The sequence below is a fragment of the Phycisphaerae bacterium genome, from assembly GCA_041652575.1.
In the GTDB taxonomy this organism is placed as follows: domain Bacteria; phylum Planctomycetota; class Phycisphaerae; order Sedimentisphaerales; family UBA12454; genus UBA12454.
In genome coordinates, this window is record JBAZHC010000012.1 from 72201 (window position 1) to 96447 (window position 24247).

The 24247-nt window shown below is 40.7% G+C and carries 18 protein-coding genes and 1 tRNA gene; 11 read left to right on the top strand and 8 right to left on the bottom strand.

Going from position 1 to position 24247, the window contains the following annotated elements:
- Positions 1 to 87: 87 nt before the first annotated feature.
- Both WC496_09545 and WC496_09550 read left to right on the top strand, forming a co-directional pair.
- Positions 88 to 1080: a DUF1559 domain-containing protein gene (locus WC496_09545; GenBank protein ID MFA5293264.1), complete on the top strand. Its 993-nt coding sequence runs from the start codon at positions 88 to 90 to the stop codon at positions 1078 to 1080.
- 297 nt (positions 1081 to 1377) lie between these two features.
- A complete protein-coding gene (locus WC496_09550) occupies positions 1378 to 2388 on the top strand; it encodes a Gfo/Idh/MocA family oxidoreductase (GenBank protein ID MFA5293265.1) in 1011 nt (336 codons plus the stop codon).
- 11 nt (positions 2389 to 2399) lie between these two features.
- Here WC496_09550 and WC496_09555 read toward each other — a convergent pair whose 3' ends face one another.
- The 7 genes from WC496_09555 to WC496_09585 form a co-directional block, all read right to left on the bottom strand.
- A complete protein-coding gene (locus tag WC496_09555) occupies positions 2400 to 3980 on the bottom strand; it encodes a glycoside hydrolase family 43 protein (protein MFA5293266.1) in 1581 nt (526 codons plus the stop codon).
- Between the two features lie 243 nt (positions 3981 to 4223).
- Positions 4224 to 5165 (bottom strand): radical SAM protein, encoded by a 942-nt coding sequence (locus WC496_09560; protein ID MFA5293267.1) that lies wholly within the window; start codon positions 5163 to 5165, stop codon positions 4224 to 4226.
- Positions 5153 to 6739 (bottom strand): hypothetical protein, encoded by a 1587-nt coding sequence (locus tag WC496_09565; protein ID MFA5293268.1) that lies wholly within the window; start codon positions 6737 to 6739, stop codon positions 5153 to 5155. The genes WC496_09560 and WC496_09565 overlap by 13 nt, the downstream gene beginning before the upstream one ends.
- A gap of 326 nt (positions 6740 to 7065) precedes the next feature.
- A tRNA-Arg gene (locus tag WC496_09570) sits at positions 7066 to 7139 on the bottom strand.
- Between the two features lie 291 nt (positions 7140 to 7430).
- The gene (locus tag WC496_09575) at positions 7431 to 8309 is read right to left on the bottom strand and encodes an IS3 family transposase (GenBank protein ID MFA5293269.1); all 879 of its coding nucleotides are present in this window, start codon (positions 8307 to 8309) and stop codon (positions 7431 to 7433) included.
- Positions 8306 to 8593 (bottom strand): transposase, encoded by a 288-nt coding sequence (locus WC496_09580; GenBank protein MFA5293270.1) that lies wholly within the window; start codon positions 8591 to 8593, stop codon positions 8306 to 8308. Before WC496_09580 ends, WC496_09575 begins: the two co-directional genes overlap by 4 nt.
- A 247-nt stretch (positions 8594 to 8840) precedes the next feature.
- Positions 8841 to 9053, bottom strand: a complete 213-nt coding sequence (locus WC496_09585) for a hypothetical protein (protein ID MFA5293271.1) — start codon at positions 9051 to 9053, stop codon at positions 8841 to 8843.
- A 325-nt stretch (positions 9054 to 9378) separates the two neighbouring features.
- Between WC496_09585 and WC496_09590 the strand changes: the two genes are divergently transcribed.
- On the top strand, positions 9379 to 9861 hold the full coding sequence (locus tag WC496_09590; GenBank protein MFA5293272.1) for a DUF488 domain-containing protein: 483 nt from the start codon (positions 9379 to 9381) through the stop codon (positions 9859 to 9861).
- Between the two features lie 424 nt (positions 9862 to 10285).
- Here WC496_09590 and WC496_09595 read toward each other — a convergent pair whose 3' ends face one another.
- A complete protein-coding gene (locus tag WC496_09595) occupies positions 10286 to 11155 on the bottom strand; it encodes a helix-turn-helix domain-containing protein (GenBank protein ID MFA5293273.1) in 870 nt (289 codons plus the stop codon).
- A 154-nt stretch (positions 11156 to 11309) separates the two neighbouring features.
- On the opposite strand from WC496_09595, the gene WC496_09600 reads away from it, so the two are divergent.
- From WC496_09600 to WC496_09635, 8 genes are all read left to right on the top strand, one after another.
- Positions 11310 to 12533: an aminotransferase class III-fold pyridoxal phosphate-dependent enzyme gene (locus WC496_09600; protein ID MFA5293274.1), complete on the top strand. Its 1224-nt coding sequence runs from the start codon at positions 11310 to 11312 to the stop codon at positions 12531 to 12533.
- A gap of 17 nt (positions 12534 to 12550) precedes the next feature.
- Positions 12551 to 13666, top strand: coding sequence for a uroporphyrinogen decarboxylase family protein (locus WC496_09605; protein MFA5293275.1), 1116 nt, complete (start codon positions 12551 to 12553; stop codon positions 13664 to 13666).
- A gap of 43 nt (positions 13667 to 13709) precedes the next feature.
- Positions 13710 to 14756, top strand: coding sequence for a Gfo/Idh/MocA family oxidoreductase (locus tag WC496_09610; GenBank protein MFA5293276.1), 1047 nt, complete (start codon positions 13710 to 13712; stop codon positions 14754 to 14756).
- A gap of 23 nt (positions 14757 to 14779) precedes the next feature.
- Complete coding sequence (locus WC496_09615; GenBank protein MFA5293277.1) at positions 14780 to 15910, top strand: uroporphyrinogen decarboxylase family protein; 1131 nt, start codon at positions 14780 to 14782, stop codon at positions 15908 to 15910.
- Positions 15911 to 15972: 62 nt separating this feature from the next.
- The gene (locus tag WC496_09620; protein MFA5293278.1) at positions 15973 to 18831 is read left to right on the top strand and encodes a glycosyl hydrolase-related protein; all 2859 of its coding nucleotides are present in this window, start codon (positions 15973 to 15975) and stop codon (positions 18829 to 18831) included.
- Between the two features lies 1 nt (position 18832).
- Positions 18833 to 20035: a carbohydrate kinase family protein gene (locus WC496_09625; GenBank protein ID MFA5293279.1), complete on the top strand. Its 1203-nt coding sequence runs from the start codon at positions 18833 to 18835 to the stop codon at positions 20033 to 20035.
- A gap of 13 nt (positions 20036 to 20048) precedes the next feature.
- Positions 20049 to 20999, top strand: a complete 951-nt coding sequence (locus tag WC496_09630) for a hypothetical protein (GenBank protein MFA5293280.1) — start codon at positions 20049 to 20051, stop codon at positions 20997 to 20999.
- A 92-nt stretch (positions 21000 to 21091) separates the two neighbouring features.
- On the top strand, positions 21092 to 24202 hold the full coding sequence (locus tag WC496_09635) for a glycosyl hydrolase (GenBank protein MFA5293281.1): 3111 nt from the start codon (positions 21092 to 21094) through the stop codon (positions 24200 to 24202).
- Positions 24203 to 24247: the final 45 nt, after the last annotated feature.

A 24247-nucleotide genomic window follows, 5' to 3' on the forward strand; every position in this document is an offset into this window, starting at 1 on the left:
GGGTCGCAATTGGGAGTTAGGGCGGCTATAATAAGTTATATAAGTAATAGGTTAACAAAATCGGGTTTTGATTAAAGGAACGAAGCCGTGAAGAGAAAACAAGGTTTTACGTTAGTTGAATTGTTGGTTGTAATCTCAATCATCGCTCTGCTATTGGCAGTACTTCTTCCTTCACTGCAGAAGGCCAGGGAGCTTGCCAAAAGAACCATCTGCAGCAACCAGGTTAAACAAACGGGTCTTGCGATGGCCGGATACTCTAATGATTATGATGACAAAATGCCCTGGTCAGGTGGTGTTACTAATGGTATGCCGGATGACACAAAAGATGAATCTACAATACATCCATGGCTTATTTGGAGAACTGATCATTCATCAAAGGACGAACCTTTTCTGGACATGACGCGACTCTGTGCCGGTAACGATGGCGTAATGGGCAGGGCTCGTCCTCTGAGAATAGCTTGTTTATTTGAAGGTAATTTTATAAAAGATGGGAAAATATTTTATTGTCCTTCAAATGTATCCCCAAACCGCAGGTATGAGTCTTATACTGAGCAGGACCCCGCACAGGGAGGTCCCAGCAATGCATGGGGCCGGCCTCACCAGCTTTATAGTAAAAGAAATTCTGACAATCATGGTTGGATTCGTTCAGGATACGATTATTATCCGATAGACAGGGATATCAGACTTAAACCGGATTTAAAGACAATGAAAAAAGTGGCTGATAGCTATGTGCCCAAAGTTACCTGCAGAAGATTCAGCCGGCTCAGTAGAACCGCTCCGTATCTTTCGGATGTTATTTGCTTGGATGACAATTCAAATCTCGGCAGTAAAAAGTTTCTATCTCATAAGTCAGGGGTAAGCATAGTCAATGGCAAGGAAATTCTGCGTAGCCCCGGTATAAATTCCCTGTTTAGTGATGGCCATGTACGCTATGTTCCGGATGGGCCGGTTGAATGCCCAACTAACGGTAAAACTCAGAAGCTTTTTGATAATGATGTTTGGAACACTTTTCTTACAAGAAAAAATACAGATGAAGGCGAATATCTGATGTACTTGCTTTATAGTATGATTTCGCCGTAATGATTTGATAAAAAAGTGCAGTTGTGGAAATGATACAAACCGGCCTGGAGCAATATGCGAAAAGCCGGTTTGTTTTTTTTATAGGTTTTTTTTAAAACAGACGGCTGAAGATTTCAGATGGGGATTATTATTTTCACAGACAGCCGGATGCGAAGCTTGACGGACGAACTGTTGATAATTGGCTGCAGAAAATCCTTGATTTCCGAAAGATTATATATTAACTGGATACTGCCTGACAAAGATATGACGAGCAGAAAACTAAGGAATTTCTAATTCTTATTATATGAGGTGTTTGTGATGGGTAAAATACGAATAGTCACCATCGGAGGTTTTGGTCATATTGATGCAGTATTCCGTGATTTAGCTGTTACGGATGAGGCCGATTTGGTCGGTATGGCACCGGCTTACGCAGGAGAGGACATTTCCAAATTTCTAAAGCTTCCGCCCGCGGCAGGTAAAAATGTTGCCTGTAACGACTACAAAAAAATGCTGAAGGATTTGAAGCCCGATGTTGCCGTAGTCAGTACAAGGCTCGATTTGATTCCGAAATTAATAATAGATGCCGCTGACGCCGGCTGTCATATAATCGCGGAAAAGCCGCTGGCACTTGATACGGCCACTCTCGAAAAAGTCCGCAAAGCAGTCGAGAAAAACAAAGTTAATCTGATGGCTATGCTGACCATGCGCAGCGACCCGCAGTTTGTGGCCGCAAAGCAGGTTTATGACAGCGGCGCCATAGGCGATGCGATTTTGGCAAACGGCAGAAAGAGTTATAAATGGGGCACAAGACCCGACTGGTTCGGCGACAAGGACAAATACGGCGGAACTATCGGCTGGGTCGGTATCCACGCCTTTGATTATATAAATTATGTTACAGGTTTGAGTTTTACAAAGGTTGCCGCGATGAAAGGCAATCTCGTTCACAGCGACAGGAAAGCCTGCGAGGACAATTGCGTCTTTATAGCTGAACTCAGCAACGGCGGGCACGCTTCGATTAGCGTTGATTATTGCAGGCCGGAATCGGCCCCGACGCACGGCGATGACTGGATTCGGGTTATTGGCACAAAAGGTGTTCTTGAGGCAAGTTTAGCCAAGAAGAATTGTGTCGTCATCAGCAATGAAAAGGGTACTTTTGAACAGCCTTTGCCGAATGGAAAAGATAAGATGTTCCGCAGATTTCTTCTGAATATTCTTGCCGGTAAAACAGAGGAAAATGAAGAGCTTAAGCGGCTTTCCTTTATGCTGACCAAAGTTTGCCTGCTTGCCCGCGACGCCGCCGAGCAAAACAAAATCATCGATGTAAAATAACCTGTATTTGTTTATTTTGTTTGATATTCAAAATAATCGAAATCGGCTTTTGTTTTTGTCCCGGCCATATCCTGTGCGCAAATACCCACGAATGCGCCCGTGAAACTGCCTTCCTGACAGTATTCGTCGCTGAGTGTAGTTATATCGAATACGGCATTTATTTTTTTCCAGTCTTTGCCGTCGAGCGAATAGGAAAAGGTCAATTTATCATAATCTATTTCCGCTCTCAGGTAACAGGCCTTTTGGGACACAGGAAACATCTGTGTGGTTAATTCGGTATATACGTCGTTCTGGCTGTAACAAACGGTCACACATTTTCCAGTTGTTTCGTTATCGGTAATTTTCAGGTAATAATAATTCTGCGTATCGTAGAAGCATATCAGTCCTGCCGCCTGCTGAAAAGTCTTCGGCTCGAATTCAACGCACGTTTCGGCAATACAATTCAGACTGGTAATTCTTCTTGCGACCATACTCTGTCTGAATTTAGAACCAAGCGATTCTCTGCCGTAAATCCTCAACCAGCCCGGCCTTTGTGTAAGCGATAACCAGCTTTCGTCCGGCGGCACACGCAGCGTATTAAGATGAAGATTGAGCGTCTTGCCGTTGAAATCATCTCTGGCAGGTTCAGGTTTAAATGGATGCAGAGGCAGTCGCGGCGCCGGAACGGTTGCCTGCGGCCGGTTAGAATCGTTTTCAAGCCGTAGCCAGCCGTCGTCGCACCATTTGACTTTTTGAATGGCAGTTTCTCTGCCGAGTACGCTTCTTCGAAATGGTTTTTCAGATTTTGGTATCGGCCTGCTGCAAAGATGCGCGATATACCATTGTCCGTTTTGTGTTTCGACTAATGAACCATGGCCTGACCTTTGAAACGGAAGATCCGGGTCATTTCTTGAAGTTATGATAGGATTATCAGGTTGAATTTCATAGGGGCCGAAAAGATTTTTCGACCTTGCCAGTGTTACCGCGTGATTAGGACCTGTGCCGCCTTCTGCGGTCATAAGATAATAGTATCCGTTGAGTTTATATATATGGGGTCCTTCAGTAACGCCGATAGGAGAACCTTTAAAAATATTTCTAATCGGTCCGACAAGTTTTTTTGTCTTCGGGTCGTATTCCTGTATGAGAATTCCTGCAAATCTTTTGGCGCGGTCGCGGTGGTCGTGCAGCTCGTTAAGCAGCCATTTTTTTCCGTCATCATCGTGAAACATTGATGCGTCAAAACCGGAACTGTTCAGGAAAACCGGTTCAGACCACGGCCCTTTAATATTTTTCGCGGTTATTAAATAATTATGAACATCTTTATATGGGCCTTTTTGGGTTTTAACATCGGAGTAAACCAGATAGAATAATCCGTCAGAATAAGTCAGGCAGGGGGCCCACACTCCGCCGGAAGTTGGATTGCCCAAAAGGTCGATATATTTGGTTGAATTAAGTGCATAACCGGCCAATTCCCAGTTCACAAGGTCTTTGGAATGATAGATTGCCACGCCGGGAAACCATTCGAAAGTGGAGTTTGCAATGTAATAATCGTCGTTGACTCTGACGATTGACGGGTCGGGATTAAAACCCGGCAAAATAGGATTTTTAATCATCACAGTTTCCTTTGCGATACACCAGGAACATAAAATAAAACAAATTCCAACAGCCAGACAGGTTCTCTTCATTATAAATCGCTCCTTCGCTTTGTGATAGATTAGAAATAGTTTTATTTCTATTATATAATTCAAATTACGGTTGGGTGGACGATTATCGAACTGCTATTTCCGTTCATCCTGTCCATCTTGCTCCGCCAATAATCACGAACAAAAATCCTATCTAATATAAAAATCCAGTTTTTAATCAGAAAACAAACTGTCTTGGGGATTTTTCAATTCACGAGTAATATAACAACTTTCGTCTGTTATGTCACTATTTTTACAGCCGCAAATATATATTTTTATGCCGTAATTGTTTGCAATTTTCCTGATTCTTTCAAAACCCAACTTTCTGACTTCCAATGGCAGCATTTTTCCTGTTGAATTTTTCAGGCCGATTGGCAATGTAACGCCTTTGGAAAATGGCTTCAGGATTTTATCCAGCGAACCCGCATCAGCAATATTCTTTTTGAGGCTGGACACAATAGCGGCTCTCAAAAATAAAAAACTGATAGCCACTTCTTCACAACCTGTTTTGGCAATTGATGAAAATAAACGATGTAATTGTTCATTCGCATCAGTAAAATCGTGTATTATAGGATCGCATCTAACCGACATTTTGACACCAATTTTGATTAGTCTTTCAATTTGGTCAAGTCTTTCTTGGGCTTTAGCAGCAGCGGGTTCAATTATACTTAGGATGTTATCGTCAGTGGATATCAGACCAATTTGGCCGGCTATTTTAGAATGATACTTTTCAAATAACTCAAGAAAATTATGTGATATTTTGCCTTTAGTAACAAACTGAACATTAATACCATTTTCCAATATGGTTTTCATTACATCAAAAGTGGCTTGTTGGATTTGTGGTGTGGGCTGAAAAGGATCGCATGAGGGGCAGAAATAAACGGCGGTTGGCTTTTTGCGTTTTCGTTTTATTTCTTCGGCTATTCGCTCAGCCATATTGTCATAAATTTCAATTAAATCATCGCCGGGATAAACAGAATAACCTTTAGTATAACAATAGATGCAATTATGCAAACATCCTGCAGATATATTTACGGCAGGAAGATTTGCCAGACATCTCAATCCGGACGGCGAAAGAAAATTTGTTTTGCGATGTGTAGTAATTATTTTAGACATATTTTAATACCTGGCAAAATATTTTCATATCTCTTTTCGCAAACAGCAAGAACTTGGGATGAATAGCGTGCATCAGTATTAATTGCAGATACAACACAATTCAGATTGTGCTCTTGAATATGTTTAGCTAAATAATTTGCAGCCAAATCGACATCTTCGATAACAGTAAGCTTGGCAATTTTCAATAATTTCCCAATAATACTTCTGCCTTCAGAATCCAAAAGAGATAAACTATTAAACTTTCTTACTGGGTAATAAAAGAAGTTCTCCGCTACATCCGCACCCAAGCAGGTTGCCATTGCCTTATAGTAATCGGTTAGAGAAATCACTCTGTACGCTGAACAATCTTCTGACAATCTGGTTTTGGCGTTTGTATGTATTATATTTTCAGGACAGTAATTTTCTGGGGCAAGACAATAAATTGGATTATATTTTTTATTGATTATAATTTCCGGAGGAAACTGTTGACCTGAAAGATACCATAACTTACCTTCATCATCAGAGCTTTCAATATCGAATAAACTCAGATTATTAAGAAGACGACACATTAAAATCGTATCGAATTGAAGAGTCTCAGTCTGTTTGTTTATCCAGTTAATATAATCTATTTGCTGGTAATCCAAATAGGACATATTTGTTCTGATTGTGCCCTTGAAGAAATGGCGAGCAGGATTTTGTACTCTTAAACCAACAATAGAACCATTCAAATACCAATTTTCTTTAGCGGTTCTATTCTTGTCAAGTATATGTTCCCATATATGCCGAAGCATAATTCCGCTCCCACCACCAAGGTCAGCGATATTAATGTCACGTCTTTCATTATTATTTTCTGCAAAAGAAGATTTGAGAAATGGATATATTGCAGATTCTGCCAGCAATTGTGCCCTTGGCTTACTTCTGGGATCAGATTTGCGTGAAAATCCGTCTGCAAATGATTCGATTAGCGTAAAAGATTCACCTCTATCACCAAGACTCACGGTTGGATACGTAAAAACTGAAAAATCGGGATCATTTGATATACGATATTGACGGTAATGATAAAAAAGGTTATTGCCAGAAGAAGACTCGAGCATAATTATGGGGAGGTATTTAGGGTCATCATTGGAAGATTTTTTGCCAAGATGAGCAAGTAGATAGCCGGGGTTTCTATGACTTGTTGTGCCGGCAGCTATTCCCGGTTTGTTACCATACCAACGTATAGCAAAATTTTCCAATGATAATAATTTACACAACAATTCCAGTACATATGCGTTATTTCGAATGTTTAACCATTTGGAAAGTAGGGCAAAGTATCGGTAACAATATTCGCTAAGATAGTCTAATTGAAAACCGCTGTCAAAATACGCTCCTCGTACCTTTTCAAAATGAAAAAATAAATCTCGTTCCGGTAAGGTTTCGGTAATATTCCAATACAAATCCCAACTTTGTTTTTTTATTTCAAGCCTGCCGTGCCAATCGATTTCTATTGCAGTGACAATTTCTTTTGACACAAATGCTTTAGCCAAATTGTCTTTAATATATTCCCGTTCCAAGCCAGACAGAGACTCAATTGATGGATAATCAGAATTTGGCATTATATTTTCTTACGTTCCGATTGATATTCAAAAACTTCTTAATTACAAAACCCTATTTTGGTTGACCTTACCCCAAAAATCAAGCGTGAAGAACCACAAAATAGTGCTTGCACAATTGCAGGGCAGTAAAAGGCATTACAGCATGAGGGTATAAAATTATCAAACTTTCACAACCTCATTAAAAACAAGATGTTATGCTGAAATCATGTCGAATTATTTCAAAAAGACCAAAGGGACACAATATTATCGAACACGAAATTTAATAACATAACTTTTTATACAGAATCAAATTAGGATTTGTGAGGAGTGCTTGTGAAAAAGAGAACTGCGCCCGACAGGATTCGAACCTGTGACCTTTGGTTTAGGAAACCAACGCTCTATCCAACTGAGCTACGAGCGCAACTCGTTTAATTTAAAAAAGTTATATCTAAATAAGTTTTATTGCAAATATCGCAATTACAACCTTGACTACAACTGGTTTTAAATTATAATACAATTGTAATGGATTTGTTTCAAATAATTGATTGCAATCAAGGGTTTTATTCATGTTACAAAACAACATTAAAAAACGCAAAACACGATCTGATAAATTTCCGCTAACTTTACATCCGACTGGGCAATTTTGCAAGAAAATTAAGGGTAAACTTTACTACTGAGGTGCTGAACAGATGGCGGACACTTGGTTTGCCAATTATGCCGCCTGTTCCTGTTTCATTTCATACATCTCTTCATATACAGCCGGGCTAACATAGCCCAGCGAAGCATGTCTGCGTTTACGATTATAAAACACCTCGATATATTTGAAAACATCATTTTTCCCTTCTTCATAAGTTTCATATATTCTGCCCCTGATCCACTCATTTTTCAAGCTGCCAAAGAAGCTTTCAGCACAGGCATTGTCCCAGCAGTTGCCTTTCCTGCTCATACTGCAAATAAACTTGTTGGTATTCAGCAAATCCTGAAACCCCTCAGAGGCATATTGAATCCCACGGTCGCTATGATGGATTAAGCCTGTCTCCGGACTTCTGTGCTGTATCGCCATTTCCATCGCTGACCGCACTAATTTTGAATCAATGTTTTCGCCCATTGACCAGCCGACTATTCTGCGTGAGAATAAATCCATTACAACAGCAAGATATAACCAGCCCTGTTTGGTCGGAATATAAGTTATATCCGCTGCCCACTTCTGGTTGGGTCTTTTAGCTGTAAAGTCACGACCGAGAAGATTCTCAGCTATTTTCAGAGTATGATTGGAATCCGTAGTAACCACAAATTTGCGTTTAATACGTGAATACACCCCGATTTCACGCATTATACGTCTGACTGTCTGGTCACAGCAGATAACGTGCTCTTCCTGCAAATCTTCATATACTTTCCGATAGCCGTAAATGCGGTTGCTTTCAAAATAACTATGAGCCGCCGCCTGGGCAATCGACCTGCGTCTTATCTGCTGCGGACAGGGAATCCGTTTAATGCTGTCATAATAGCCGCTTGTGCTTACTATCAACACCCTGCACATAACTGCCTTTGGAAAGAGCCGACTGTGCTTTTTTATCCATGCGTACCTCATATCGACTCCCTTGCAAAGTACGCCGCCGCTTTTTTTAATATGTCATTCTCCATCTTCAGCCGGGCATTTTCTTTACGCAAGTCTCTAATCTCATCTATCTTGGGTTGAGTCTCCTTTTTAGATGGAAGTTCTCCGGTTTGCTGGAATTTCTGAACCCAGTTACGAATTGACCAGCCTGTGGTGCCAAGCCTTTTAGCTGCCAAGTCATACGAATAACCCTGTTCTGTAACTAATTTTGCTGCCTGTAACTTGAAGTCTTTACTGTATTTCCTGTACTTTGCCATTTTCGGACACTCCTGTAAATTGGGGTATTATAACCTCTCGCCAAGTGTCCGTCATCTGTTCAGCACCTCAATCATCCTGTAAAAACACCTTGGTTGAAGGATTTCGACTTGTCTCAAAGACTCTAAGTTTATGCCATTGGAGAATAGCCTTTGCATCTTCAAGGATGTTTTTAAGTTCAGCTAATTTGGCGGCTAACTGCTGGTTCATGAAAAGATGAGTCGACCAGACTATTTATATGTTTCTGTTTTACAGAAACATATCATCATAATCGTCCATATTTTCCCAGTGCAGTTCATCAGGGTCGTAATTGGAGTTTTCAGAGGGTTCTGTTTCCGTATTGTACTCGTGCATGTGGTCGAGTATACGATTAGTAACCCTTCTTATTGCTCTTATATTGTCGCAGATTTCTTCCAAAAGCTCGGACTTCTTTTGCTGGTATGTTTTATCTTCTTGTGTCATTGTGAAATGATAACGGCATGAAGGTATTTAAAGATAATGGCGAATAAATATATAAAACTGAAAGTATATTTTGCAGTTGCAAGTACGCAGGATTATATATACTGTTGTCAATGGCAATTTAGTCATTACTTCGGACTGAATCTTTCTTGCTTGCTCAAGATCGCTTTCCTGTACTGACAGGTAGTATTTCTTTGTAGTCATGATGTTTGAATGGCCAGCCAAATGCTGAACCGTTTGGATTGTAGCACTAAAAGATATATTACCATCAAGAGAACCGCCTTTTGATGAACTAAGTACCTCGGACAAAGCTTTGTAGAAGGAGTTCTTGGTAAGATTGTTGATCCTTGGCTTGATAGTTTTAGTGAGAATAGAAAAAAAGGCTGGATTTTATATGAAAATATATACAATCGGTTATGGTGGTAGAAAACCCAGCGAATTCATTGACCTTCTTAAAAAGGTCAATGTGAGAACCGTTGTTGATGTAAGATTGAGCCCAGAGCGTGCTTTTATGGGAATATACGCTAAAGGCAAAGATCTACACAAAGGTATCCAGGGCTTGCTTGAACGTGCAGGCATCCAATACATCTGGGTTCTGGAATTAGGTAACCCTTTCAAGGATGATAAAGACTGGAAGCCGAAATATCAATTGCACCTGGAAGAAAAAGGAGATATGCTCTGTTCGAAACTGTATGGGTTAAAAACCTCATTTTGCCTTTTATGTTGTGAAAAATACTCTTCGACTTGTCATCGTAAAGTTATTTCCGAATATCTGGCAGATAAGGGATATGAAGTTGAGCATTTGGAATAAATTATGAATATAAAATATTATTGCTGATTGGCATGAAACGGAATTAATAAATTTTTTAGGAGACTTAAAATGAGTCGAACGTATGTGCATTGTCCAGAATGCAGAAAACGTATGAAAAAATTTAGCAAATATTCTAAAGGATCAAGGGCATTTTACTATTGTAAAAACTGCGGCATTCGGAGCACGTATTTATCTGACATAAATGGTTTATCTAAAGAGTGGCCCAAAACCATTTTTAATGAAGCAGTACGTTGTGGAGCATTTACTAAAGAAGGCAAGCTTATATGGACATGACCGCATTATTCGCAGTATCTGGCAGCCTTAACCTTCTTATAAGATGATGGCTCTGGATATGCAGTTTCTCAAGATCAATGTTTTCTGAATTATTCACCGACGCTCGGGTTGTCAACTCGACAATCGTTGATTATAATATTTTTGTTCTTAACGAAGGTTTCTGGTTTTGCTCCTGATATTGAGAAGGCGGAATTTGTTCTAACTGTTTAAATAATTTTGAGAAATGAAAGGGGTTTTCAAATCCTAACTGTTGACTGGTTTCCTGGACACTAAGGCCATTAACCAATAATTGTTTGGCCTTATCAATTCTGATTTGTTTATAAACCTTTGCAGGGGAAATGCCTGTTTCCGTTCTGAAGGTGTGTGAGAGCGTAGACAGACTGACATTCAATATATCTGCAATTTCAGTCAAAGATATCGGAGAACTTTTATTGTTATCCATTATTTCTCTGGCTTTAGCGATAAGACTCGAAGTGTGAGAATATGAAATGATAGTATAGCGTATGTAATTTAATACAGAAAACAAGTGACTATTCCATTTCCATACCCAGCCAGCGGGCTGTTGAAGTATCATTCTGCATACTTCAAACATATCAAACCGGATATTGCCTGGAACAGGTTCCATTGACAAAGCCACAGCATTTTTTGCCAATTCCAAAACAAATTTATCTGCCAAAGGCCCCCAAAGCACAAACCAGCATGGATTCCAGACGTCATTTTGAGCAACTTCGTAGAAGGATAGTTCTGGGAACATAGCCAGTAGTGAACCAGGAGAGTGCAATGCTTTCCCTGTTGGATAGTAATTAACTGCATGACCGGAGATCGTCATTTCAACCGCAAGACTATCGAGATATGGTTTAGGGCAGGAAATTTTACATCCAGGTTCGATTTCATCAAAACCGACAGCAACTGAGGACAATATCCCATGGAGTGGGTCATCTTTTTTGACAAGGTAATGTCTTTCTGCAGGTTTAATTTTTGTAACATTATAATTACTCATAATTGCAAGAAATGATATGCTATTATTGCAGGAAAATCAATGGTTTTTTTGAAAAATTATAATAAACTTTAGTATCAGTATGTACTGATGGAAGTAACGGAAATAATGTTTTCTCGGAAATGAAAGCAAAAAAAGGTATGTAAAGGAGTAGTCTATGTCGAACCGATATGCCAAGTCTTATGAGATTTTTGAAAAAGCCAAGCAGATAATTCCGGGCGGAGTAACAAAAGCCAGAGTACCTCATGTGCCGGGCAGATACCCCGTATATGCTGATAAGGCCGAAGGTGCTTATGTATGGGATGTTGACGGAAATAAGTATATCGACTGGATGTGTGGCTATGGTTGTATTTTGTTAGGCCACAGATATAAGCCCGTTGACAATGCCGCAAAGGCTCAGATAGATAAAACCTTTATGACATTTCTTGCCAGCCCTGTTCAGAATACTTTAGCCGAAATGCTTATTGCAGATATACCTTCGGCGGAAATGGTTCGATTCTGCAAAAGCGGCACAGATGCAACTTCAGGGGCAGTACGAATTGCAAGAATTTACACCGGACGGGACAAGATAGTCCGATGGGGTTATCACGGCTGGGCAGACTGGGCGGTCTCGAATTTTCATGGTTTTGATGTTGGTGTGCCTCAGGTGGTTCGAGATTTGACACTGACATTTGAATATAACAATATAGATTCGCTTCAGAAGGTTTTTGATGCGAATAAGGGTCAGATAGCCTGTCTGATTATGATGCCTTTTGAAACAGAACTGCCCAAGCCTGGTTTTCTCGAAAAGGCTAAAGAGATTTGCCATAAAAACGGAGCGGTTTTTATTATGGACGAAGTCCGGTCAAGCTACAGAATGGCACTGGGCGGGGCTCAGGAATATTACAAGGTTACTCCGGATGTAACAGCGCTGAGTAAAAGTATGGCCAATGGTTATTCAATCGGCGGTATCGTTGGAAAGAAAGAGATAATGGAAGTTATAACCAAAGGCTTATTTTCCGCCACCTTTTTTGTCAGTACGCTTGAAATGGCGGCGGCAATTGCGACGATAAATATTATTCGGAATGAACCGGTAATAAAACATATCTGGGATATCGGAGAGAAATTACAGAAGGGCTTAAAAGGAGCAGTTGAAGGTAAGGGTGTAAACGTAAAAGTTGTTGGTGCACCACCAATGCCTTTTGTGCAGTTCAATTTAGAAGATAAAGAGCAGAATGAAAAATTTAAAATGGAATTCTATGCAGAAGTTGCTGCAAACGGCGTTTACTTCCATCCCAATCATCATTGGTTTGTGAGCTATTCTCATACACAAGAGCATGTGAACAGGACTGTTGAAGTTTGTGAAAAGGCATTAAAGAAAGCGATTTCAATTTGCTGTTAATTTAAGGTGAAATAATTATGACGTTGACAAAAAAACAAAATTTTCTCATGGCAGTTCGCGGCGAAACTCCAGAACAGGTTCCGGTATCTCCATTGATTCATTGGCGATTTTCGGAAAAGCTGCTGGGCAGTTATCACTGGAAAGATACAATCAAAATCCACAAAATGCTGGGGTCCACTTGGTTTCGCGGTCCTATATCGATAGGGCCAAATTCGGATTATGATGTTCGATGGGGTATGGAAATCAGAGAATTGCCAAATGATGATCCAGGCAAAAATTATGCGAGAATAATATCAAATTCCAAAGGCACAATAACAGGACGGCATAAAATCGGGTTTGACCCGAAAGACCCGACATTGGGATTTGAATATGAGTATTTTGTTAAGGACAGAAAAGACTGGGATGTTGTAAGAGAATATTGGCAAAATGAATTGGAAAAAGCTCCTATGCCTGAGCATAATGACATCGACGAGGCAGCAGCTATTTTGGGCGATGATGGTGTATCAAGCGTTATAATTAATTCTGCTTTCACCCGTTTGTGTCTAATGCGAGGTATGGAAAATATGATGCTCGATATGTATGATATTCCATCTGTATTGGAAGAATTGCAGCATCTGTCGATTGAAATGAGAAAGAGAGAGGTGGAATCTTTCCTTCAATCTAAAGGCGAAGTGCTTGTTTATGATATTTGCTGGCTTACAGGGATGGGGGTAAGTCCTGAAATGTTTCGCAAGTGGCTTTTTCCCGAAATGGAGATGATTTGCGATATGGTTCGCAAAGGAGGCAAATATATAGGTCTCTACACACTCGGGAGAATAAAACACTTTTTGCCTGCGATGATTGAAGCAAAGCCGCATTTCATCGAAACCTTTGAACAAAACGAAGGAGATATAACCCTTGCAGAAGCAAAACAAAAATATGGAAAACAGATTTGTCTGATGGGTAATTTTAATCCACTTATTTTGCAGGATGGCAGCGTTGAAGATTGTATTCGCGAAGCTAAGAGATGTCTTAATGAGGCAATGAGAGGCGGCGGCTATGTTATGGTAACCGGCTGTGAAGTTCCTCCGACCACGCCTGTTGATAACCTAAAAGCTATGGTGGATACGGTTGGGAAATTTGGTAAATATTGAAAATAAATCAGAACTAAGTGCTTATCAGTGCAGGAAAAAATATATGATTAAGCTGGCAATAGTCGGAACAGGCAGTATGGCGAATAATCATGCGTTAGCTTTTAAGGCAATCAAAGGGGTTAATTTGGTTGCCTGCTGCGATATTATTGCTGATGTCGCAAAACAATTTGCCAAAACTCATAATATCCGGAGCTATTATGCTGATTTCGATAAAATGCTGGATATGGAAAATTTAGACGCAGTTTCCATTGTGTCAAGCGATAAATTTCATGCCGAATTATCACTCGCTGCAATCAGAAAAGGTTTGCATCTTTTTTGTGAAAAGCCTTTGGCTACAAATCCTGAGGATGCATGGAAGATGGCCAAGGTTGCGCAAAAGACGAAGGTCATCAATATGGTGAATTTTGTTTATCGCCGTTTTCCTGCCCTGCAAAAAGCCAGGTCGTTGGTTGAAAAAGGAACATTGGGCGATATCAGGCATATTGAAGCACATTACCTTCAATCCTGGCTTACAGGGAAACACTGGGGTGATTGGAAAAAAACGCCCGCTTTTTTGTGGCGTCTGTCAAAAAACTATGATAGTTCCGGTGCGCTCGGCGATATTGGATGTCATATTCTGGATTTTGTAACATTTGTTGCAGGCGATATTAGTAAAATCTATTGTCAAATCAAAACGTTCGACAAAGGAGTTAAAACTCCTTATAAAGGCTATAGTCTGGATGCTAATGATTCAGCGAACATTCTGGCCGAATTTGTTAATGGTGCAGCCGGTACAATTAACGTAAGCCGCTGGGCTACCGGGCAGATGGACAGCCTTTTTCTGCAGGTTCACGGCACTAAAGGAGCATTGAAAATTGATTCCGACACCGGCGAGGATAAGCTATGGCTGTCCGTAGGGGAAAATATTAATGTGCCTAAATGGGAAGCTGTTGTATGCGGCAAGTGCGCAACCAACTACGAGAGATTCATTAAGAGCATTAAAACCGGCAATAATGATGTGCCGGATTTTTCCGTGGGCGCTCGGATTCAGGATTATATAAATGCTTGTTTTAAAAGTGATGCACAAAAAAAACCTTTAAGTATAAAATAAAAGTACAGCCCGAAAAGTGTATTATGACAAATAAGGAAAGATTTATTAAAGCTTTCTCTGGCTCCGGAGAAATGGATAGAGCCCCATTTGAACCAGGTCTGGATTATGATACTGTAGTCGATTTATCAGGGCTCGATTTCTGGCAGTTCAGCCGGCAAGGTCGCACGTATCTCAGTGAAGTGATGCATTTGTCTGAAAGATTCGGTTTTGATGTATATCATTATGCCGGCGATATACCTGTTGCTAATCCGGGCCAGAATGTAGAAATAATCATGAGAGAACTCGATGAGGAAGATTTACGCATTGTTGAAACAAATATATTGACTTCCAAAGGCAAAATCCAGCAGCTTAGAAGATATCCCCGCTTTGGTCCTGAATACAGCAATGAAAAGTTTGTAAAAAATATTGATAAAGATTGGCCGATTTTTCGAGAATATTTTGGAATGAATTGGCGGATTGGAGAGAATTTTTATAATGATTATAATAAAGTTGGCAATCAGGGGGTTGTTGGGGTTGTAGTACATTCTCCAATTGATTTTTGGCAGGAATACCGCCACGGCGGAGTTGAACAGATGTTATTTGATTGTCTTGATTCGGGTAGTATCTTGCGAGAGTTCTGTGAGTATTACTTATATAACTCTGTAGAATATATTAAAAAGGTAAGCCGATTGGATATTAAACCTGATTTTGTGATGATACACGGTTCGTGCTGTTCTGCAAGTTTGATATCGCCTCCAATTTTTAAAAATTATGTGTTGCCGTATTTGCAGGAGATTTCAGCGATTCTTAAAGACGCAGGTATATTAAGTCTTCTGCATATATGCGGCAGAAGTAATGATTGGCTTGATATGATAGCGTATGATACAAATATAAATGTTATAGATGCCCTTGAAAAGTATCCTTATGGCAATGTAGATTTGAGTCGGGTTAAGAAAAAGTATGGCACCAAGCTCTGTCTTAAAGGTAATGTGGCCGCTATTGTAATGGCAACTGGAACGCGACAAGAGGTTAGAGAAGAAGTCAAGCGTTGCATTGATCAGGCAGCTGAGGGAGGCGGGTTTGTACTTGCGGTTGGCGATAGTATTGGCCCGAAAGGCAAACTCGAAAATATTGAAGAGTTTGTAGTGACAGCATTGGAATATGGAAAATACTGAAACTCTGAAATGGAAAAGATTGGTAAATGAATGTGTTATAATTTAATTTTGGCCAGTGATTTATGCAGAAAAATATAAAAAAAAGGACAGGTTATATTGTATCGCATACCCATTGGGATCGCGAATGGCGTTATCCAATCTGGGAAACACGGCGGATGTTGATTGATTTTATAGATGAGCTTATTGAGGTACTTGAATCAGGGAAATATACGAGTTTTCTTCTTGATGGTCAGGTGATACCCATTCTGGATTACCTTGAATTCAGACCGGAAATGGCGGGACGTATAAAATCATTAGTTTCATTTGGAAAGCTTCAGATAGGCCCTTGGTATACTTTACCTGATGAATACCCTGTTGATGGAGAGGCGATAATAAGAAATTTGTTATGGGGCATTCGCAAATCAGAACAAATTGGCGGTGTATTCAAGGCCGGCTACACATCTTTCGGATGGGGACAGACGACACAATTACCGCAGATATATGCCGGTTTTGGTATGGATACAGTGATGGTCGGCAAGCATATCGGCAAACATCGTGCTCCAAAAAGCGAATTTATATGGTGCAGTCCCGATGGCAGTGAGCTTCTTGCCACAAGATTCGGAAGCGATGGCAGGGCGAACTTTTATTTTAATGCTCATCTCTCAATTTTGTTTGGATTGAATCATAAAAGCCCCTTCTGGGAATATAAATGGGAAAAGGGCGGCGTAGCCTATCATAGAGCTGATACTGAAAAAATGGAACAGGACCATTTCCGGCTGGATGTGCCGGTTGATTGGCATCCGGAAATGGTAACTCCTGAACTTATAGAAACATTATGGCAGACTACCGACGACAGTCTTATGGAAAATGACCGGCTGATGATGAATGGCTGCGACTATACGGCGGCTCAGTCATTATTGCCGGAGATAGTTGCGAAATTCAATGAGATTGATTCAGAATCCAATCGTGAATGGGTTCAGGCGACAATGCCTGAGTTTATTAAATTGATGAAAGATAAGATTGACCGTTCAAAACTGCTTGTTATTAATGGCGAGCTTCGAGATGGTCCTGCTGGCCCATTAACCGGCAATGCCCTATCAACAAGATTATACGTCAAGCAGCTTAATAAATATGCACAGAATCTGCTTGTCCGTTTTGCTGAACCGATGGCTGCTTTTGCTTCAATGTTTGGAGAAGATTACCCGGACAGCTTCATCAAAAGAGCTTGGCTGTATTTGCTTCAGTCACACCCACATGATTCGATAAATGCCGTTTCTCAGGACAAAACAGCTCTTGATGTTTGTCATCGGCTTCGACAGGTAATTGAAATTTCGCAGACAGTTGCCGATCGTGCAATGAAGCAGCTTGTAAAGATAATTGATATGAGCCAATTTGGCGAAGAAGTAGTTCTTTTAGTGGTTTTCAATCCATTGCCTTACGAACGAAGCAACATAATAGAGGCATGGATTAATGTATCGGATATAAGAGATAAAAACGAAGTCTGGCGCGCTTACAGGATGCCGGAAGGCTTGCAGGTTTTCAATGCTGATGGCAAACCATTAAGCACTCAAAACCATGGTTTTACAGAGCAGGTATATCCCGTAGCACAGTTACACACACGGGCATTTCCATACAATTGCTTAAGACACAAAATCTTTTTTGAGACGGGAAAGGTTCCGGCCGGAGGGTACAAGATTTTCTCTGTCAAAACAATAGACCAGGGCAGGACGGAAGATACCCGATGGTCTGATTCGATTGCGTCAACAGGCTCATTATTAAAAAGTCCAGACAGGCTTGAAAATGAATACCTGATTGTTCAGATGAATCCTAATGGAACATTTAATCTGACAGATAAACTTAATAACAAAACCTTTTACAATCTGAATTATTATGAAGACAGAGGCGAGATTGGCGATTACTGGTTTAACGAAATGCCGATGTTTGACCAGATACACAATTCGCTCGGCTGCTCTGCAGTGATATGGGCTGAAGAAACCGGGCCATTGCAGGCTACGCTGGCAAGTGAAATAAGAATGCAGCTTCCCCAGAAAGCCGTTAAACATCAAAAACGTCGTAGCGATGAAAGAGAAAGCCTGGTTATAAAAACGGCTGTTACACTTCGGGCTGGTGTAAATTATGCCGAAGTTAATGTGGAATTTGAAAATCGGCACGAAGACCATTATCTAAGGGTAATGTTTCCGACCGGATTAGGCAAAGCGACTTATGCCGATACAGGCGGGCACTTTATTGTAGACCATCGCTTGATACGGCCGCAAGGCCCAACAAAAACAAGCGTCTGGCCCGATATGGCAACGTTGCCGCAGAATAATTTTGTGGATGTAAGCGATGGTACTGTTGGTCTGGCATTTCTCAACAATAGTCTGACCGAATACGAAGTGCTCGACAATGATGAACGAACGGCTGCCTTGTCGTTGCTGCGGGCAGTACAAAACTGGATTTGCACGGAAACAAGGGTTGGTTCAAATTTCCCATCGCAAAAAGGCGGCCAATGTCTGGGATATCATTCGATTCGCTATGCCATCTTGCCACACACCGGAAACTGGCAGGATGCCAATATCCCGCTGGCGGCTGATTTCTTCAATATTCCAATGGTACCAGTTCAGACGCGTAAACATAAAGGAACTTTGGCTGCAAAACAGGCTTCACTGTTTGCAATAGACAATCCTGCCGTCCGTTTTTCTGCACTTAAGAAAGCGGAGGACGGGGATACATTTATTGTGCGGCTGTACAATCCGACATCACAGAAACAACAAGCAAATATTACATTCTCTGCCGCAGTTGAAAAAGTATGGCAGACCAATCTAAATGAGGAACGCAACAGCCCCGTTAATCCTGCCGATGATGGCGATATTCCAATAGTATTGCTGCCATATAAGATTGTGACAATTGAGGTCGAAATGCATTTAAAAGGAAAACAATAATATGTTACGACCTTATGATGTAATGGCAGCCGGTCATTTGTGTATTGATATCATACCAAAATTTCTAGTCACCGGCATAAAGAATATAGCCGAGATTATGCGGCCCGGCAAATTAGTAAACGTTCTGGATGCTGCAATCAGCACTGGCGGGCCTGTTTCCAACACAGGTATCAATATGAAGACACTTGGTAATAAAGTCTGCTTCTGCGCAGGCGTAGGCGATGATATTCTTGGGCAAATAACCATTGATATGCTCAGAACAAACGGCAATGCCGATGGTATCAGATTCGTAAAAGGCGTTTCAAGCTCCTATACAGTAGTGGTTGCCCCACCGAATATTGACAGGATATTTCTTCATAATCCAGGCACTAATAATTATTTTGGACCGGAAAATCTTAATTCTGAACTGATAAAGCAGTGCCGCCATTTTCATTTCGGCTATCCGCCACTGATGAGCAGAATGTTTGCCAACGATGGCGAAGAGCTTAAGGAAGTCTTCAAGATTGCAAAAGGTGCCGGGGCAACAACATCCTGTGATATGACCCTTCCGGACCCGGCCTCGCCGTCAGGTATGGTTAACTGGCGTAAAATATTGGAAAATATTTTGCCATATATCGATATACATCTGCCGTCGATTGAAGAATCGTTCTATATGCTTCACCCGGAAGAATTCTTGCGTATGAAAAGTGAGCATAACAACGCTGAACTTATTGATTTTATCACGCCATTACAGTATTCCAAGATTGCGGACGAATTGTTGGCAATGGGCAGCAAAATAGTCGCTCTCAAATCCGGCCATCGAGGTGTTTATATTAAAACAGCTTCTAAAGATGTACTTAGCAGGATAGATAATACTTTGCCAGTTGATGTTAATAATTGGTCAAACCGTGAACTTTGGGTGCCCGCATTTGTAGTAGATATGTTCGGCAGTGCTACAGGCTCGGGAGATTCAACAATTGCAGGATTTTTAAGTGCATTTCTGAAAGGGCTGAATATCGAAATTTCCTTGAAATATGCCACTTGCTGCGGCCTTCAGAATGTCAGAGTTCTCGATGCAACCAGTGGCATAAAGACATGGGAGGAAACCACCAATATGATAAAACATAATATGCCGATGATAAATACACACATAGATTCAGACGACTGGAAATACTCAAAAGAATATGCACTCTGGGCTGGGACGAAAGATAGATTGAAACAATAGTAAGGATTGTAGAATGAGCAAAAACAAACTGACACGCAAAATAAATATCCCGCCAGGTTCGACAATGGAAGAGGCGGAATATATAAAATTTCTTGAAGATGCATATAAGCAATTTTTCCACTACCCCCAATATTTTGCTGATGATGAAGGAATAAATACACTGGAACTTGCTCATCTTATACCCGAGGTGTCGGAGACGGTCCTTGCTATTTATGTGGGGATTAATGATGCTGTCTGTAACAAGGGCTTGATAACGCCTTTTCTTGTACGACATGGCCACAACAACGTTTTTGTTTTTGATCCGCTTGTTTATTCCGGAGGTAAGGATGTCCCCGATGGTACTATTGATGCAAGAAAGGTATTAAGCGAATTTGAACCTCCGAACAGTACCTGGAATGCCGGCTGGACCTATGTAATGATTGAAGCCCCCAAACGTACCTTTGAAAGTCTTTGGAAAGACAAAGGTTATATTGATATGATACCGGCTAAATTCGAAGATTTTACAATGTTAAGCGACCCGGCAAAGAGTAAGGTTTGTATCTTCATAGACCCAAAAGCGTTTAGTCATCCAGTCAATAAAAACAGGAAATACCTGAAAGCGGCACTTAATCGCGGAGAAAAGATGATTGATGAGTTCGCAATACCAGAGAAATTAAAAGGCGAAATGGATGGTCTTGCTGCTGTTGTACTTCATCAGGGTGAAAAGTTATATGTTGCCACAAATGATTTTAGTCCTTGTGCACATGGTTGGAGCAATATTCATCCGGATAACATGGAACTGGCCGTAATCAATGAAACCTCAGCTGTGCCTTTAGACTTGATAATTGCCAAACCGCCTGTAAGGAAGCAGTATGTCAAAAATATTGTGCCTCCAAGAGGCAGCGCAGACATGACCACCGACTGGTTTAAACGCGGCAGTAAAATCGTAAGAAACCCTTTGTTACAGGGACTATTCAAAGGTTAATCAAAAATGGAAAAACAGAAAATTTCTAAGTAATGAAAATAATGGTTTTCAATAATGAAATCAAAAAGAGATATTTCAGGAGCTTTATATAAATGACTGCATCAGTTAAAGATTTAGCTATGATGTTTTTTTCGCCCTCCAGTCGATTTAAGGGAAAACCATTCTGGGCGTGGAACGGCCTTTTGGAGGACGATGAGTTACGTCGGCAAATCAAAATTTTCCACCAAATGGGGTTCGGTGGTTTCTTTATGCATTCTCGTGTTGGACTGGCTACCACATATCTCAGCGATGAATGGTTTGGCAGAATAAGAACCTGTATTGACGAAGCTGCAAAAAATAATATGGAGGCCTGGCTTTACGATGAAGACCGCTGGCCTTCTGGTGCTGCTGGCGGATTCGTTACCACGGACCACAAATACCGGATGCGTAAGCTTGTTGTCAATGTTGTTGAACCGGAAAATTTTACCTGGCCTGTTGATGATACGGCCAATTATATTTTTGCGGCCGTTTTTCATAATGAAAAAATAAAATGGTATAAAAAACAATTTAGTGATAAATCCTTAAAATCACTTCCTGCAAATGCAAAAATTATTCACTTTCGTCTCCAGATAATGCCCGATATGTTATGGTTTAACGGCCAGGCATATCTCGATACCCTCAACTCTGACGCAGTAAAGAAATTTATTGAGATCACGCATGAGGCATATAAACGTCAAGTCGGCGAGCATTTCGGCAAAACCATTCCAGGTATTTTCTCCGATGAACCAGATGCAGGTATTTCTTTTCGCAAATGGTATGAAAAAACTGATGAAAAAAATAGTTTTCCCTGGACGGATAATCTTCCTCAAAAATTTATTGAAATATATAACTATGATATTACAGATTTTTTGCCGGAAATCGTTTTTGACTGTGTCGCTGAACTCTTCAGCAGGCCGCGATACCACTATCACCAGTGTAAAACACAAATGTTTGTCGAGGCTTTCTCAAAGCAAATCGGTCAATGGTGCAAAAAAAACAATCTTTCATTTACTGGCCATGTTCTCTGTGAAGACCCTCCCAGCCAAAGCCTATCCGTTAGTGCCCCTGCTATGCAATTTTATCAATATATGCAGTCGCCAGGCATTGACATTCTGACACAATATGATACCAGCTACGCTACAGTAAAACAATGTGCTTCTGTCGCAAGACAAACCGGTCGCAAATGGGTACTGTCAGAGCTTTACGGCTGTACCGGATGGGAAACAACTTTTGAAACTTACAAATATCTCGGTAACTGGCAGGCCGTACTCGGCATAACATTTCGATGTCATCATCTTGCCTTCTATTCTATGGCGGGCGAAAACAAAAGAGACTATCCCGCATCAATCCATTTTCATTCACCCTGGCACAAACACTTCTCATTACTGGAAGATTACTACTCAAGACTTAATGTGTTGTTGACTGCCGGTTCGCCTGTGTGCGATTTACTTGTGATTCATCCCTTCGAAAGTTATTACCTTACCTATAATCAACTTTGGGAAACAAATCCACAAATCAAAAAGATGGATGCTGACTACAAACAACTTGTGCAGTGGCTCCTCGGCAATCAGCTTGATTTTGACTTCGCCGACGAACAGCTTTTGATAGACCTTCAGGCAATTGTTTCTTCCGATTCCGGCGGAGCTTTCCTTCAGATTAGAAAAATGAAATACCGCACCGTCATCGTCCCCTGTCTTATTACGATTCGCGCATCAACTTTAAATCTGCTCGAAAGTTTTGCCAAGGCCGGTGGCCAGGTTGTTTTCCTCGAGGAGTCTCCAAAACTCCTTGATGCAGAACCATCGGGAAAACCTTCTAAATTTGCTTATGATAAGGTCATTTCCTTCAATCAAAAAGATGTTATTGATGCTGTTGCTGATAGAGTTGGAATCGTTTCAGTACGGACAAATGAAAACGAAAACTGCCCCAATGTCTTTTATCAGCTTCGCCAACTTAATAACGGCTGGGCTTTATTCCTCGTCAATGTCAGCAGAGAAAAAAATTATGAAAAACTTAAAATCTGCTTGAAAAATCCTGCAAAAAATATCGAACAGTTACAGCTTTGGGACGCTTTTACAGGTCTAAGATATGAGCTTGATTCTGAAATTACGAAAAACCTTGTTAAATGCAATGTTGATATTCCTGCCGTCGACTCAGCCTTGATTGTAGCTGTAGATAAATCAGAAAAAATCCCTCTTTGGCAAAACAGAATCAAACTATACCATGAAATAAATCTTAAAATCACCGACTGGCAGTTCAGTCTCGATGACCATAATGTGATTGTGTTAGACAGGGCCGATTGTGCAACAGTCATTGATGAAAAAGAAGAAATTATTGCTTCGCAGCAGGAAATCCTCAGAATAGATGATATGCTTCGTGAACGTTTTCACATTGATAAACGCAGAGACGACATGGTTCAGCCCTGGGTAATCGCCCGCGAACCGATTGGGCATCAGGTTGAGACGGTTCTTACGTATTCTTTCACCGTCGATGTGCTTCCTTGTGACCCTGTGCACCTCGCGGTTGAACAGCCACAGCGATGGCAAATTGAACTGAACAACAAAATCATCGAATTTAAAACCCCGACCAGTTGGTGGGTTGATCCTGCAATAAAGATGCTGCCAATAAGCTTAAATAATATTAAAAAAGGCACAAATATTCTCAAATTCAAAGGTAAATTTGACAGACATGCAAATCTCGAAATCGTTTATCTTCTCGGCGGGTTCGGTGTCTCAGTCAATAAAACGAGCGTATCTATGTGCAAACTTCCCGACAAATTAAAACTTGGCAGCTGGCTCAATCAGGGATTACCGTTTTACAGTGGCAATATAATTTACAGTGGAAATTTTAAATTACAGCATCAAAACAACTGCAGATACTTTATAAAATTTCCAGCTTTTTTTGCCTCTCTGCTTGAAGTAAAAATAAATAACAATAAGTCCATTTTCGTTATCTCGACTAATTGCCAAAAGGAAGTCACAGAATTTCTTTGCAATGGCGACAATCATATCGAAATTACACTCTATGGCTCACGTCGTAATGCCTTTGGTCCATTGCATCTTTCGGAAGATAAACCGGTATGGATTGGCCCTCAACAATTTCTATACAATGCAGAAAACTGGCAAGATGAATACAAACTCATAGACTACGGCCTGTTTATGCCGCCTGTGATTCTGCGAAATTGAATGTATTTTTCAATGTTTTTTAGTAGTAAAATGCATTATCAGTTG

Coding starts and splice junctions, on each gene's coding strand:
- WC496_09550 (MFA5293265.1), top strand. CDS start 1,378: ATGGGTAAAATACGAATAGTCACCATCGGAGGTTTTGGTCATATTGAT.
- WC496_09555 (MFA5293266.1), bottom strand. CDS start 3,980: ATGATTAAAAATCCTATTTTGCCGGGTTTTAATCCCGACCCGTCAATC.
- WC496_09560 (MFA5293267.1), bottom strand. CDS start 5,165: ATGTCTAAAATAATTACTACACATCGCAAAACAAATTTTCTTTCGCCG.
- WC496_09565 (MFA5293268.1), bottom strand. CDS start 6,739: ATGCCAAATTCTGATTATCCATCAATTGAGTCTCTGTCTGGCTTGGAA.
- WC496_09575 (MFA5293269.1), bottom strand. CDS start 8,309: ATGAGGTACGCATGGATAAAAAAGCACAGTCGGCTCTTTCCAAAGGCA.
- WC496_09580 (MFA5293270.1), bottom strand. CDS start 8,593: ATGGCAAAGTACAGGAAATACAGTAAAGACTTCAAGTTACAGGCAGCA.
- WC496_09585 (MFA5293271.1), bottom strand. CDS start 9,053: ATGACACAAGAAGATAAAACATACCAGCAAAAGAAGTCCGAGCTTTTG.
- WC496_09595 (MFA5293273.1), bottom strand. CDS start 11,155: ATGAGTAATTATAATGTTACAAAAATTAAACCTGCAGAAAGACATTAC.
- WC496_09600 (MFA5293274.1), top strand. CDS start 11,310: ATGTCGAACCGATATGCCAAGTCTTATGAGATTTTTGAAAAAGCCAAG.
- WC496_09605 (MFA5293275.1), top strand. CDS start 12,551: ATGACGTTGACAAAAAAACAAAATTTTCTCATGGCAGTTCGCGGCGAA.
- WC496_09610 (MFA5293276.1), top strand. CDS start 13,710: ATGATTAAGCTGGCAATAGTCGGAACAGGCAGTATGGCGAATAATCAT.
- WC496_09615 (MFA5293277.1), top strand. CDS start 14,780: ATGACAAATAAGGAAAGATTTATTAAAGCTTTCTCTGGCTCCGGAGAA.
- WC496_09620 (MFA5293278.1), top strand. CDS start 15,973: ATGCAGAAAAATATAAAAAAAAGGACAGGTTATATTGTATCGCATACC.
- WC496_09625 (MFA5293279.1), top strand. CDS start 18,833: ATGTTACGACCTTATGATGTAATGGCAGCCGGTCATTTGTGTATTGAT.
- WC496_09630 (MFA5293280.1), top strand. CDS start 20,049: ATGAGCAAAAACAAACTGACACGCAAAATAAATATCCCGCCAGGTTCG.
- WC496_09635 (MFA5293281.1), top strand. CDS start 21,092: ATGACTGCATCAGTTAAAGATTTAGCTATGATGTTTTTTTCGCCCTCC.